This window comes from Streptomyces sp. NPDC007157 (assembly GCF_040634235.1).
In the GTDB taxonomy this organism is placed as follows: Bacteria; Actinomycetota; Actinomycetes; order Streptomycetales; family Streptomycetaceae; genus Streptomyces.
Map to the genome: position 1 here is coordinate 569133 of NZ_JBEYFE010000001.1, position 13374 is coordinate 582506.

Genomic DNA, 13374 nt, shown 5'->3' on the forward strand with positions numbered 1-13374 from the left:
TCAGGGACCGGGCCGGTGGATCACGCCCCGGGAGCCCGCACGCCGCCGCCGGGTTCAGCTGTCGAGGGCGAAGACCGGTCCGGTGCGGGCCGCCATCCCGCAGGAGTTCGAGAACGTCTCGCGGTACTCGATCGGCCGCCCGTTCCACTGCCCGCGCGCCTGTGCGGTCACCGGGGCGTAGACCATCGGGCACATGGCGTCCCTGACCGGGGTGAGGCGCGCGATGTCGCCGCCCACCGTGTCGAGTTCGGCGCACGCCTCGGCAGCGCGCGCATGCCCCTGTGGCGGGTCGCACAGCAGCAGCGTGTCGCTGGACCGGCTGTCGCCCTTGGTGACGGTCAGGTACAGGTAGTCGTCGCCGACGGCGGCGCGGGGCGCGGCCTGGGCCGGGCCGGCGGCGAGGAGGGCGGCGGCCGCCAGCAGGGCGCCGCCGGCCGCTGTGGCTCTGATCAGATGGGTCATTCCCGGTGCATCGGCACAACGGCCTCGGCGCCCCAGCCCGACTCACCCGAACGAGCACGCACGGGCGCGTGGCGCAGTGCCAGTTCGAAGGCGCTCAGGACCACCCGCGTCTGGTACTCGGCCTGGCGTGCGACCGGGATCCAGCGCGCGCCGAAGGCCTGGTGGTAGTCCGCGCACCAGTCGTCGATCAGCCGGTCCAGGTCGGGCAGGGCACCGGCGCGGTCGTGGCCGGTGCCGCGCAGCAGCCGGTGCAGCAGTCCGGCGGTGCGCAGGACCAGCCGGCGCCCGGCGATCCCCAGGGCGGCCAGATGGGCGGTGCTCAGCGGGGGGAGCGGACGGGTGCTGCCGGCGTCGGTACCGGGGTCCCAGGCGTCGGCGAGGCCCGGGCCGACGAGCAGGTAGTCGTCCACCGGCGCGAGCAGCCGGGCCGCGTCCGGCGCGGCGGACAGCTGGGGCCGGATCCGGGCCAGGACGCCCTCCAGGAGGCCGGTGTCGTGCCGCAGGGTCCGGCTGACGGCGCTCAGCACGGCGTCCCGGTCGGCGGGCGGTGCGCCGTCCTGGACGGCGGCCACACCCCACATGGGCGCCTCGACGATGGCGGTGACGGTGCCGTGCCGGTGCGGATGGAACCAGGTGGACTCGACGGCCGCCTCGGTGATGGCGGCGACCAGATCGCCCCGGCGGGGCGGCGGCACCCGGTAGACGGCCGGGCCCAGGGTGGGCCAGTACAGGGTGTCGTAGGCGCCGAGTTCGCGGGGGATGCCGAGCCGGCTCGCGGTGTGCGCGAGGCGCGGGGCGAGGCCCGGCAGGTCGTCGGTCAGCTCGACGAAGCCGCCGCCGACGTCGACGCCGTGCAGCGAGAACTGGAGGAAGGGCCGCAGCTCGTCCTGGAGGTCCAGCAGTGCCCGAGTCTCGGGCAGCGCGACGGCGTCGGCCCCGTCCGGCAGCCATTCGGGCTGCTCCAGGAAGCCGGGCCGGAAGAAGTTCCGGAAGTAGTGGCCCAGCGTGTACGGCCCGGCCAGCCAGCCCTCGTTGCGGCGCGAGCCGTCCGGGTCCAGGCACAGCAGCAGGTTCCAGGTGACGTCGGCGTCCTCGGTGAGCCGGGGGTCGGCGAGGACCCGGTCGGCGAGGCGGAGCGCGGTGGCGCCGCCGACGGGTTCGTTGGCGTGCGGGCCGGCCACGACGAGGGTGTGCCGGCTGCCGTGACCGATCGAGAGCAGCCACAGCGGGGTGCCCGCGCGGGAGGTGCCGATCCGGCGCAGCCGGGCCTCCCGGGGGTGCTCGGAGACCAGCCCGGCCGCCCGCGTTTCCAGCTCGTCCACGGACGGATAGCGGAGGAGTGACGGCAGGGCACACCTCCACGACGCGCCGTCGGTTCACCTGATGTGCATGGTGCACGCACAGTCAGTCACGACTCGAGGGGTACGTCAACACCGCGGCGGCCAAACGTTTTCAGCCACTTGAAATAAGGTGCGGACTCAGTGCGTCGAGAGCCGGAAGCACACCCGGCCGAAGCCGATCAGGTCGCCTTCGCGGACGACGGCGGCGCCGATCACCCGGCGGCCGTTCACGGTCGTGCCGTTGGTGGAACCGAGGTCCCTGAGGACCCACAGGCCGCCCTGCCGGTGGAGTTCGGCGTGCACCCGGGAGACCGTCTCGTGGTTGAGCCGCAGCCCGTTGGCCGGATCGCGGCCGATGCGCAGCGGATGCCCGGCGCCGGGGTGCGGCAGCAGCAGCTTGGGCAGCCGCTCGGCCTGCCAGGCCCGGCGCAGCCGTACCGTGAACCCGGAGACGGCCTCGACGGTGCCGAAGAGCACGCGCGCGAAGCGGCTCTCCTGGGGCAGGTCGGCGGTGAGCACGGCAAGTTCGTCCACGCGGCGGGCGGCGAGCGCCAGCTCCATACGGCGCACGAACGTGTCGTGCGACAGCCGTCCCATGGCGACGCCGTCACGCAGCACACTCAGCGCCTTCTCGCGCTCCGCGTCGGACAGCCGCGCGGGATAGGTGTTGAACTCGAAGGACGACGTCACGCTGCCGATTCTGGGTCAGTGAACCCCGGGTGTCCAGAAAACGGGGAAACGGCCGTCACGCGCGCGTACGTACGGCGACACCCGTCGGCAAAGCCGGGATTCAAAGCGGATTGATCGCTTTTCACGGCACGATGGACGGACTACCTCACGATGAGCCAGACGAAGGGGAACCGTCCGTGCAGTTCGAGGTGTGGGCACCGCAGGCAGACCGTGTGACGCTCCATTGCGACGGCGCAGCACGCGCGTTGGAGCGTGATCCGCGGCGACCGGGCTGGTGGGCCGGGGAGGCGGACGCCGAGGACGGCACGCGCTACGGGTTCGCGCCGGACGACGGTCCGGTGCTGCCCGACCCGCGCTCGCGCCGCCAGCCGGACGGACCGGACGGGCTCAGCGCGGTCGTCGACCACGGACGGTACGGGTGGCGTGCCGCGTGGCCGGGTCGCGCGCTGCCGGGCGCGGTGTTCTACGAGCTGCACGTGGGCACGTACACCCCCGAGGGCACCCTGGACGCGGCCGCCGGGCGCCTGGAGCATCTCAGGGAACTGGGCGTCACCCACGTGGAGTTGATGCCGCTCTGTCCGTTCCCGGGCCGGCACGGCTGGGGGTACGAGGGGGTCTCGCTGTGGGCGGTGCACGAGCCGTACGGCGGACCCGAGGCGCTGAAGCGCTTTGTCGACCGGGCGCACGGACTCGGGCTCGGTGTCGTCCTGGACGTGGTCCACAACCACCTCGGCCCGTCGGGCAATTACCTGCCCGCGTTCGGACCGTACTTCACGGAGACGCACCACACTCCCTGGGGCGCGGCGGTCAACCTGGACGCGCCCGGTTCCGACGAGGTGCGCGCGTACCTGGTGGGCAGTGCGCTGGCCTGGCTGCGCGACTACCGGATCGACGGGCTGCGCCTGGACGCGGTGCACGCGCTGTGCGACACGCGCGCGTGCCACTTCCTGGAGGAGCTGTCGTCGGCCGTCGCCGGCCTGGCGGCCGAGTCGGGCCGGCCGTTGTTCCTGGTGGGCGAGTCCGACCTGAACGACCCGCGGGTCATCACCGCACGCGCGGAGCACGGGCTCGGCCTGGACGCGCAGTGGAACGACGACTTCCACCACGCCCTGCACACCGCGCTGACCGGGGAGTCCCAGGGCTACTACGCCGACTTCGCGCGCGCCCCCCTCGCCGCCGTCGCCAAGACCCTCACCGGCGGTTACTTCCACGACGGCACGTACTCCAGCTTCCGGGGCCGCCACCACGGCCGGCCACTGGACCGGGCCCGGGTGGCCGGGCACCGGCTGCTCGGCTACACCCAGACCCACGACCAGATCGGCAACCGCGCCCAGGGCGACCGGCTTTCGGCCACCCTGTCGCCCGGCCTGCTGGCCTGCGCGGCCACGCTGACGCTCACGGCGCCCTTCACACCGATGCTGTTCATGGGCGAGGAGTGGGCGGCGGGCACCCCCTGGCAGTTCTTCACCGACCACACGGACCCGGATCTGGCGGAGGCCGTACGACGCGGCAGGCGGCGGGAGTTCGCGGCGCACGGGTGGGCCGAGGAGGACGTACCCGATCCGCAGGACCCGGCGACCCGGGACCGGTCCTGCCTGGACTGGTCGGAGCCGGAACGCGAGCCGCACGCGCGCGTGCTGGCCTGGTACCGCCGGCTGATCGCCCTGCGCCACGAACAGCCGGACCTCATCGACCCCGACCTCGCCGACACCAAGGTGGCCTACGACGAGGAGGCCCGCTGGCTGGCGTTCCGGCGCGGTGACGTGCGGGTCGCCGTGAACCTGGGCAAGGAGCCGGCCGCGATCCCGCTGGGCACCGCCCGGGTCGAGGTCCTGGCCGCGTGGGAGACCGTGACGGCACCGGACACGAACGGGCTGCTGCGGGTGCCGGGCGAGTCCTGCGTGGTGCTGACCCAAGCGTGAGCACGCGCGTACCGGCGTACGGGGTGCCCGCACGCCGGGGCACGCCTATGGCGCGCCCACGGGCCGGATGGGGCACGCCTGTGGCGGGCACGCGCGCGTGCCCTACGGCTCCGCGTCCGTGTCGTCCTCCCGGAGGTCCGACACGCGCTCCAGGAGGATCGCCTCCCAGGCGCGCCGGAGCTGGGTGCGCAGCAGGGGCAGGGGGCTGTCGTCGCGGCCTTCGAGGCGGTCGGTGAGGCGGATGACGGTGTCGCAGCGGGCGAGCCACAGGCCGCGCAGGCAGGGGCGGACGCCGTAGCCGGCGAGGGTGGCCGCGCGGACGGCCGCGCCGGAGCCGACCGCGAGGGCGAGCCCGGCGATGTCCTCGGCGGGGTCGCCCACCGCCGCGTCGGACCAGTCGAGGACGCCGCGCACCCTGCCGTCGGCGCTGACCACCAGGTGCTCGCCCTTGAGGTCGTGGTGGGCCAGCACGGCCGTACCGGGCTGGGCGGCAAGCTGCGCGGCGCCCGGCGGGGTGAAGTGCAGCAGGGGTGCGGGGTCGAACTCGTCGGCGATGGCGAGGCGTTCGGCGGCGGGCACGGCCATCCGGCGCAGCGCCTCCAGGGATCGGGGTGGGGTACGCGGCACGCCGAGCGTCTCGGCCTGCCGTACCGGCACCTCGCGCAGCCCGGTGAGCAGCCCGGCCAGATCGGCCTCGCCGACCGCGGAGACGTCGTGCTCCTCGGCCGTACCGCCGGGGATCGCGGTGTCCAGCGTGTAGGTCAGCCCCGGCGCCCACTCGCCGTGCGCCACGCCGGCCGGGACGGCGACGGGCAGGTGCGGACGCACCAGGTCACGCAGGCGCAGTTCGCGGCGCTGGCGTGCGGCGGCCTCACGGTCGGGCGCGAGGCGCAGCACGTACCGGGTGCCGACCCACCAGGTGGAGTGCTCACCGCCCGCCGCCACGGGCCGGATGTCGGGGCCCGGGGTTCCGGTCGCGCTCTCCTTGAGCAGCGAACGGACCAGTCGGCGGACGGTGTCCGCGGTGGGTGTCGGTGCCTGGGTCATGGATCGCGCCGTTGCCGTTCGGGGTGGGGTAGGGGCGAGAAGGTGCGCCGGGGCCGGGTCGGTCGGTCAGCCCACTATGACCATCTCGCGGGTGGTGTTGTTGAAACGACGCCCGCCCTCCTCGGTCACCGTGACGATGTCCTCGATCCGCACCCCGAAGCGGCCGGGCAGGTAGATGCCGGGCTCCACGGAGAAGCACATCCCGGGCACCAGCGGCTGCTCCTCGCCCTCGATCATGTACGGCGGCTCGTGCGTGGTGACGCCGATGCCGTGGCCGGTGCGGTGGATGAAGAACTCGCCGTACCCGGCGTCGGTGATGACCGCGCGGGCGGCCCGGTCGACCTCCTGACAGGCGGCACCGGGGTGTACGGCCCGGAAGCCGGCCTCCTGGGCCGCGCGCACGATGTCGTGCACCTCGCGTTCCTCGGCGGACGGCGGGCCCACGTGCACCGTTCGGGTGGTGTCGGAGCCGTAGCCGTCCTTGAGGCCGCCGAAGTCGAGGACGACCATGTCGCCGTCCTGGATGACGCGGTCGCCGACCTCGTGGTGCGGGTTGGCGCCGTTGGGGCCGGAGCCGACGATGGTGAAGTCGACCTGCTCGTGACCGAAGCGGCGCAGCAGGTCGGCGAGGTCGTGGCCGACGTCGGACTCGCGGCGGCCGGCGAAGGGAACCTTGCGGATCTCCTCGAACGTCGCGTCGGCAGCCGCTCCGGCGGCGGCGAGGAGTTCGAGTTCGGCCGCGTCCTTCACGGCGCGGAGCATGGGCAGCGCGTCGGTGAGGGAGGCGTAGGAGGTGTCGGGGAGTGTCTTCTGCAGGCCCAGCAGGTGCATGGCCCAGGCGTTGTCGCTGATACCGAAGCGGCCGTCCTTGGCGAGCAGGCCGGCGGTGACGGTGTAGGGGTCGGTGCCGTCGGTCCAGTCCCGCAGGGTCAGGACGGCCGCGCCGTCGGCCTTCTCGGCGTCGGGGGCCTCCAGGGTGGGGACGACCAGCACGGGGTCCTCGCCGGGGGTCAGGACGAGGAGGGTGAGCCGTTCGGTGACCGCGGTGGGGGTGTAGCCGGTGAGCCACACCATGTCGGGGCCGGGGGCGATCAGGAGGCCGGCGAGTCCGGCGTCGGCCGCGGTGTGCGCCGCGCGCGTCATGCGGGACTTGTAGTCGCCGGCGGTGAAGGGCGCGGCGGGGGTGGTGCCGGTCATCCAGGGCCTCCTTGCGCGGGTGAGGGGCCTGTGTGGGCCCCGGCATGCATCCTGCCCGGAGAGGAGGGGCCGCGCGAGCCGGTTTGCACGGAAGCTCCGTTGTGTGTCTCGGGTCCGCGGCCGGGTACGGCTCCGTGTGGCTGGTCGCGCCCACGCGGCGGAGCCGCACATGTCTACGGCCTCGCGCCCATGGCCGATCAGGTCACGACTCCGGTAACGACCGTCAGCTGCTGATACCCCCCGCTCTCATGCCGCACCGTGAGCCTGGCCTCCTTCCCCGGGTGGGCCTCGGCCACCGCGCGTGCCAGGTCCGCGGCGCTGTCGATCCTCCTGTCGCCGAGCTGGAGGAGCACGTCACCGCGCACCAGGCCCGCCGTGTAGCCCGGGCCGGGGATGTGGACGCCCACGACCAGCGCGCCCACCTTCTCGGCGTCCACGGCCTCCACTCCCAGCGTCGCGGCCGCCGTCGGCGAGGGGGTGGCGGTCGCCGACGGTGCGGGGCTCGGTGTGGTCGGCGGGGCCTGCTGCCGGAGCTCCGCCAGTCTGCTCATGCCGATCACCGTGGCGCCGGCGGTGCCGAGACCGACCCCGGTGAGCACCAGGACCGTGCCGACGGCCAGGCCGAACAGCAGGGACCTGACCCGTCGGCGGCGCCGGCGTGCGGCGTGCGGGTGCCGGGCCGGCCCGGGTTCGGAGCCGTCCCGGCGCTCCTGACCGGGGATGGGCTTGGGACGCAAAGCGGTCTGTTCCATGGTTCGCCTCCAGCCGCAGCTCTACCCGGCGCACGCGGGCGCGACGAGACACGAACGAGTGAGACTGCCCCGGGGTCAGGCGCGGGAAGCCTCAAGCCCCACCTGCTCCTCGGACCTCGGACCTCGTCGAGAAGGCTCGCCGCCCGGTCCGCCGCCGCCCCTACGGGTGTTCCGCCGTACACCAGTTCCATCCGGTGGACGAGCCGGGGTGAGGTGCCGGGGACGGCGACCGTGCCGGACAAGTGCCCGGCCGGCGCTGACCTCCCGAAGGAGGCCCGGGCCGGCGCAGGTGTCGCCGCGCGTCGTCAGCCGGCGGGGAGTGCCGGGGCGAGCGGGGGACGGTCGGGCAGGAAGCCGTGGGCCCGGCGGGCGAGGTGGTGCGCCTTGTAGCGGTCGACCCGTTGGTGCCAGTTCAGGATTCCCGCCATCCAGTTCTGCAGGTCGCGGACATAGCCGTCCATGGCCTCACGGGCCTCGGCCGACAGCTCGAAGTCGTCGTACACGACCGGGAGTTCATTGCCGACGACGTGCTCGAACTGCTGCATCCGCTGGGTCATCAGGTCGTGCACGACGCGGAGCGCGGTCGGGTAGTCGACGCCGAAGAAGTTCTGGACGACCAGGATCGCGTTGTGGAACTCGCCCTCGTACTGGATCTCCTTCTGGTACGAGAAGACGTCGTTGATGAGCATGCCGTAGTCGATGGCGGCGTTCTCCAGGGAGCGGACCGGGCCGCTGCGGTAGACCTCCGCGGGGATCGCGGGGCCCCGGCCGCGGCGGGCCAGACTCAGCGTGAGGTCGGAGCCGAAGGTCGCCCGGCGCATCTCCAGGAAGTCGACGGGGTCGGGAATGCGGTGCTGGAGCTGGTTGGACATCTCCCAGAGCCAGCTCTCGGTCATGCTGTCGACGGACTGCCTGAGAGCGAGCCGGTCCTCGGGGCTCGTCCCGGCGGTCGTGCGGGCCCACAGGTCGATCAGGCCGCGCTCCATGCCGGTGGCCGGCACCGGGACGGGCTCGTCGGCGAGGGGCATGCAGGCGGAGAGGCGGGCCGTCGCGAGCCGGGCGCCGGCCAGGTCCCGCCGGGTGCCGAAGACCAGCGGGTAGTAGTCGTCGGCGTAGGTGCCCCAGGCCAGCCAGCAGGCGCTGAGGTCGAGCTCCTCGGGGGTGGCGTCCGGGTCGAGGCCGGCGGAGCAGAGCACCAGGTCGGAGGCGGCCAGCTTGTCCTCGTCCCAGACACCCTCGGCGAGCATGCCGGTGCCGTGCATCCAGGCGGTGAGCCGGGGGCGGGCGGCGTCGAGGTGCGGGCTGAGTTCGACCTCGTAGGGCATGTGGAAGTCGGGCAGGAGGGAGGGGCCGACCTGCTGGAACGGCACATGGGAGTAGGCCCGCAAACGTTCCGCGGCGGCCGAGGCGAGCAGGGCGCCGACGTCGGCGGCGGAGGTGCCGGGCCCGGTGAGGTGCTGCCAGGGGGAGGACCGGGTGGCGCCCTGGTTCATGTAGCGGCTGGAGCGCATGTGCCACTCGTGGCCGCCGGACTGCCAGTCCTGCAGACCCTTGGTGTAGGCGGCGATCGCGGCGGCCTGGTCCGGGGTGAGGCCCCTCTCGACGGCGAGGGCGGGCACTTCGGTGAGGGCGGTGTGCTCGAACTGGTGGAGCCGGGAGGTGAGGATGTCGTTGACCGTGTCGGCGGCCTCCTGGGTGGTGCAGTCGAAGAAGGTCTCCAGGACCAGCACGCCGTTGCTGTTCTCGCCCTCGTCCTCCACCTCGCGCTGGTAGGAGAACAGGTCGTTGCGCAGGTGGACGGCGTCGGCGAAGGTCTCCATCAGCACCCGCAGCGGCCGCGTCCCGGCGGCGGCCGCGGGCACCTCGGCCGTCGCGTACTCGACGAGCCCCGCCGACCAGGGGGCGCCGCCGACCTTGCGGCGCATCTCGATGTACTCGACGGGGTTGGCGATCCGCCCCTCGTTGATGTTGGCCAGCTCCCACATCGACTCGTTCAGCAGATGCTCGGTGGCGACCGAGAAGCGGCGGCGCCAGTCGACCGACATCGACGGCACCGTGCGCGCCCACAGGTCGGCGAGGCCCGCCTCGACCGGGTTCTGCGGCTCCGGCACGGGCGTCGCGGGGTCGAGCGGCATGAAGAGCGGAAGCCGGTCGAGATGGGCCTTGCCGGCGGCGCGGTCCTGGGTGCGCTTGTACATGTCGAGGAAGTGGTCGTCGAAGAAGAACACCCACACGTACCAGTCGGTGATCAGCGACAGGGCGGGGCCGTCGCAGTCGGGGTGGGTGTAGCTGCACAGCAGGCCGTAGTCGTGTGCCTCCAGGTCGGCCTGGGTCCAGATCCCGGAACCCTCCAGCATGCCCATCCCGCGGGCCCACTCGGTGGAATGGGCGCGGGCCTCCTCCAGGTGCGGATTGAGCCGCGCGGGATACGGCATGTAGAAGTGCGGGAGTTCGAACGGCTGCGTCATGGCCGGGGCCCTACCCGTGGGCACCAACGGCCATCCACCGGGGGACACATGATCACACCATCGCGTGAACCGGGGCGTAATCCGGGAACTTCGGACGGCCTTTGTGGCGTCGGCGGCCAGCCCCGGCCCCGCCCGGGCACCCTGTCGGGGTACTCAACCGGCGGCGGCGCCGAACCACCTGGGCAGCGCGTCGATCAGTTCCCGCGGGTCCTCGCCGGCCCACGCCACATGGCCGTCCGGCCGCAGCAGCACGGCGGGTACGTCCAGTTCCTCGCCGGCGTCGACGACGTGGTCGACCCGGTCCGCCCAGCCCGCGACCGAGAGCCTGCCGGTCCGGTCGAGCAGCAGCCCCCGGCCGCCGTGCATCAGCGAGTAGAGGCGCCCCCGCTTCAGCCGGATGTCCCGGAGGCGCCGGCCGAGGAGTTCGTGCCCCTCGCCGAAGTCGTAGCGGACCGAGATCGCGGCGATCTTCTCGATCAGGTACCGGTTCACCTCTTCGAAGCCCATCAGTTCCATCACCAGCCGGCGCACGGCCCGCGCACCCGGTTCGGCGGACAGCAGTTCGGTCTGCGCACGGGTGTTGTCGAGCACGGCGGCGGCCACCGGGTGCCGTTCGCCGTGGTAGGTGTCCAGCAGCCCCTCCGGCGCCCAGCCGCGCACCTCGGCGGCCAGCTTCCAGCCGAGGTTGAACGCGTCCTGGACACCGAGGTTGAGCCCCTGGCCGCCGGTCGGCGGGTGGATGTGCGCCGCGTCACCGGCCAGCAGCACCCGGCCGTCCCGGTAGCGCTCGGCCAGCCGGGTGGCGTCGCCGAAGCGGGAGATCCAGCGCGGGGAGTGCACCCCGAGGTCGGTGCCGGCGAACTCCCGCAGCCGCTGCCCGAACTCCTCAAGGGTCGGCGGGACCCTGCGGTCCTCGGCGACCTTCGCCGCGGGCACGATGACGCGGTGCACGCCGTTCTCCCGGGGCATGACGCCGAACCGCGCGCTGGTCCTGCGGACTTCGGCGACCACGGCGGCCAGTTCCTCCGGTGGCAGGGCCACCTCCAGTTCGGCCAGCCAGGTCTCGCTCCGGGCCGGTTCGCCGGGGAAGCCGACGCCGAGCAGCCTGCGCACCGTGCTGCGGCCGCCGTCGCAGCCGACGAGATAGCGCGAGCGCAGCCGCGTGCCTTCCCCGCCCGCGGGGGTGCCCGTATCGGCGAGTTCGACGGTCACCCCGTCCTCGTCCTGGCTCAGCCCGACCAGTTCACAGCCGCGCCGGATCTCGGCGCCGAGTTCACCGGCGTGCTCGGCCAGCAGGCGCTCGGTGGTGGTCTGCGGAATGCCGAGGACATAGGAATGCGCGGTGTCCAGCCGGTCGGGCCACGGCGCGGGAATGCCGGCGAAGAAACCGGGGGCCGCGAACTTCTGGCCGAGCGCGAGAAACCGCTCCAGCAGTCCGCGCTGGTCCATTGTCTCGACACTGCGGGCGTGCAGGCCGAGCGCGCGGGACTGGCCGGTGGGCACCGCCTCCTTCTCCAGTACGAGCACCCGCACACCGTGCAGCCGCAGTTCGCCCGCCAGCATCAGTCCCGTCGGCCCGCCGCCGGCAATGATCACATCGAACATCGAAATCCCCCATGGGAAGAGAAAGGCATACACACGGCGCGGATCACCGATTTCCGCCGCTTCCGGCTTCGGCCCGGGATTCTGCAACACCGACCGGGCCTTGCCGCAAGGCCCCCGGTGCGCTATACGTTGAGAGTGGCAAGGAGCGGAAGAACTCCTTGCCCTTTGTTTTTCCGCCGGTCGTTTCGCCGCCCGCTCCGGACGGATGTCCTCCCCCGAAGGTTTCACAGGGCATCCTTTAGGCTGCCGCTGTTGGTCCATTCACCGGATCAACGGATCAGGGGGCGGGGGCCGATGAACAACACGACCGGGGTGTTCCAACCACTGCGGGCGGACGATCCGCCGACGGTCGCCGGTTACCGACTCGCCGCACGGCTCGGCGCGGGCGGCATGGGCCGGGTCTATCTGTCGCACACCCGCGGCGGCCGGCCGGTGGCGATCAAGGTGGTGCGGCCGGAACTGGCCGACGACCCGGACTTCCGGCGCCGGTTCCGCAGGGAGATCACGTCGGCCCGCCGGGTCCGGGGCGCCTACACCGCCGAACTCATCGACGCCGACGCGGACGGCGTACCCCCCTGGCTGGCCACGCTGTACGTGCCCGGGCCCGCCCTCTCGGACGTCGTCGCGCGGCGCGGGCCGCTGCCGCTGCCGGCGGTGCTGTGGCTGATGGCGGGGGTGGCCGAGGCGCTCCAGGCCATCCATGGCGCGGGCATCGTGCACCGGGACCTGAAGCCGTCGAACGTGCTGCTGGCCTCGGACGGACCGCGCGTGATCGACTTCGGTATCTCGCTGGCCGCCGACGCCACCTTCCACACCGCCACCGGCACCGCCATCGGCACGCCCTCGTTCATGGCTCCCGAGCAGGCGTCCGGGGGCGAGGTCACCCAGGCGACCGATGTCTTCGCACTCGGTCAGACGGCGGCGTTCGCAGCGCTGGGCGAGCCGCTGTACGGGGACGGCGCGGCGGTCAACGTGCTGTACCGGATCGTGCACTCCGAGCCCGATCTCACCCTGCTGCCGGAGGAGTTGCGCCCGCTGATCGCCCGCTGTCTGGACGCCGATCCGGAGCGGCGGGCCACCCTGGCGGAGATCGTCGAGTGGTGCCGGGGGCGGCTGGGCCCGGACGCCGACGCCGGCGCGGGGCCGGCCGTGTGGCAGGAGCTGATCGGCCCGGAGGTCACGGTTCCGGAGCCGGCCGCCGACCCCACGTGGGCACTACCCGTCCCGCCCGGCACGCGGCCGCTGCCGACGCCGCCGGCGGGGCAGCCGATGAGCCTCCGTCGCCGGGCACTGATAGCGGTCGCCGCCGTGACGTCGGTCGTGCTGACGATGACGGCCCTGGTGTTGATCGTCAGGGACACGGACACCTGGCTCCGCCAGCAGATGGAGGCCCGGTCCTCGTCCGGCACATCCGGTTCGACGGTGTCGGGCAAGGACGACCCCGCCTCCTCTGGCAGTAGGGCACGGGCGTCGTCGTCCCCGAGCGCGTCACCGTCGCCGCACCCCGTCGCCCACCCGTATCCCGGCGAGTTCCTCGACGAGAAGAACTCCGTCAGCATCGATGTGCCGGCCGAGCGCAAGGACCGCAAGGGCGACATCCGCTTCGTCTGCGCCAAGGACGCCTGCTCACTGGAGAGCCGGACCGGCGTGCTCACGAACGTGGTCGGAGAGCCGAGGGGCTCCCTGGAGGTGTGCCGGCAACTGCTCGGCGACGCCACCAGTCACCGTCTCCCGCTGGCAGCGGTGGCGGCCGGCAGCGAGATCTGCGCCAGGAACCGCGACGGCGACATCGGCCTGCTCGTGGTCCAGGTGAAGTCGGACGCCCTGCCGGACAGCGGAAGCAGCTTCCTGATGGCGGACCTGACGGTCTGGCAGGCGGTCTAGCACGCGG

At 73.0% G+C, this 13374-nt stretch carries 10 protein-coding genes; 2 read left to right on the plus strand and 8 right to left on the minus strand.

Going from position 1 to position 13374, the window contains the following annotated elements; genetic code table 11:
- Positions 1–54: 54 nt before the first annotated feature.
- The 3 genes from ABZ642_RS02530 to ABZ642_RS02540 all read right to left on the minus strand — a co-directional run bounded on the left by ABZ642_RS02530 (position 55) and on the right by ABZ642_RS02540 (position 2492).
- The gene (locus ABZ642_RS02530; RefSeq protein WP_360475825.1) at positions 55–462 is read right to left on the minus strand and encodes an SSI family serine proteinase inhibitor; all 408 of its coding nucleotides are present in this window, start codon (positions 460–462) and stop codon (positions 55–57) included.
- Positions 459–1784 carry a M14 family zinc carboxypeptidase gene (locus ABZ642_RS02535; protein ID WP_360475828.1) on the minus strand — a complete coding sequence of 442 codons (1326 nt, stop codon included), beginning with the start codon at positions 1782–1784 and terminating at the stop codon, positions 459–461. The genes ABZ642_RS02530 and ABZ642_RS02535 overlap by 4 nt, the downstream gene beginning before the upstream one ends.
- 156 nt (positions 1785–1940) lie before the next feature.
- Complete coding sequence (locus tag ABZ642_RS02540; protein ID WP_360475831.1) at positions 1941–2492, minus strand: DUF1707 and FHA domain-containing protein; 552 nt, start codon at positions 2490–2492, stop codon at positions 1941–1943.
- A gap of 176 nt (positions 2493–2668) precedes the next feature.
- Between ABZ642_RS02540 and treZ the strand changes: the two genes are divergently transcribed.
- Entirely contained in the window at positions 2669–4414 is a 1746-nt protein-coding gene (gene treZ / locus ABZ642_RS02545; protein ID WP_360475834.1) for a malto-oligosyltrehalose trehalohydrolase, read from the plus strand.
- Positions 4415–4516: 102 nt separating this feature from the next.
- On the opposite strand, the gene ABZ642_RS02550 is transcribed toward treZ, so the two are convergent.
- The 5 genes from ABZ642_RS02550 to rox all read right to left on the minus strand — a co-directional run bounded on the left by ABZ642_RS02550 (position 4517) and on the right by rox (position 11483).
- Positions 4517–5461 (minus strand): aminoglycoside phosphotransferase family protein, encoded by a 945-nt coding sequence (locus ABZ642_RS02550; protein ID WP_360475837.1) that lies wholly within the window; start codon positions 5459–5461, stop codon positions 4517–4519.
- A 66-nt stretch (positions 5462–5527) separates the two neighbouring features.
- A complete protein-coding gene (locus ABZ642_RS02555; protein ID WP_360475840.1) occupies positions 5528–6658 on the minus strand; it encodes an aminopeptidase P family protein in 1131 nt (376 codons plus the stop codon).
- 197 nt (positions 6659–6855) lie between these two features.
- Positions 6856–7410: a PDZ domain-containing protein gene (locus tag ABZ642_RS02560; RefSeq protein WP_360475843.1), complete on the minus strand. Its 555-nt coding sequence runs from the start codon at positions 7408–7410 to the stop codon at positions 6856–6858.
- Positions 7411–7715: 305 nt separating this feature from the next.
- Complete coding sequence (gene cyc2, locus ABZ642_RS02565; RefSeq protein ID WP_360475846.1) at positions 7716–9878, minus strand: germacradienol/geosmin synthase Cyc2; 2163 nt, start codon at positions 9876–9878, stop codon at positions 7716–7718.
- Positions 9879–10031: 153 nt separating this feature from the next.
- Entirely contained in the window at positions 10032–11483 is a 1452-nt protein-coding gene (gene rox, locus ABZ642_RS02570; protein WP_360475849.1) for a rifampin monooxygenase, read from the minus strand.
- Positions 11484–11777: 294 nt separating this feature from the next.
- Here rox and ABZ642_RS02575 point away from each other — a divergent pair, with 294 nt between their 5' ends.
- Positions 11778–13367, plus strand: a complete 1590-nt coding sequence (locus ABZ642_RS02575; protein WP_360475851.1) for a serine/threonine-protein kinase — start codon at positions 11778–11780, stop codon at positions 13365–13367.
- Positions 13368–13374 lie beyond the last annotated feature (7 nt).

What these genes read in the sequence shown, in the direction of transcription:
- ABZ642_RS02530 (WP_360475825.1), bottom strand. Translation starts at nt 462, where the DNA reads ATGACCCATCTGATCAGAGCCACAGCGGCCGGCGGCGCCCTGCTGGCG.
- ABZ642_RS02550 (WP_360475837.1), bottom strand. Translation starts at nt 5,461, where the DNA reads ATGACCCAGGCACCGACACCCACCGCGGACACCGTCCGCCGACTGGTC.
- ABZ642_RS02555 (WP_360475840.1), bottom strand. Translation starts at nt 6,658, where the DNA reads ATGACCGGCACCACCCCCGCCGCGCCCTTCACCGCCGGCGACTACAAG.
- ABZ642_RS02560 (WP_360475843.1), bottom strand. Translation starts at nt 7,410, where the DNA reads ATGGAACAGACCGCTTTGCGTCCCAAGCCCATCCCCGGTCAGGAGCGC.
- cyc2 (WP_360475846.1), bottom strand. Translation starts at nt 9,878, where the DNA reads ATGACGCAGCCGTTCGAACTCCCGCACTTCTACATGCCGTATCCCGCG.
- rox (WP_360475849.1), bottom strand. Translation starts at nt 11,483, where the DNA reads ATGTTCGATGTGATCATTGCCGGCGGCGGGCCGACGGGACTGATGCTG.
- ABZ642_RS02575 (WP_360475851.1), top strand. Translation starts at nt 11,778, where the DNA reads ATGAACAACACGACCGGGGTGTTCCAACCACTGCGGGCGGACGATCCG.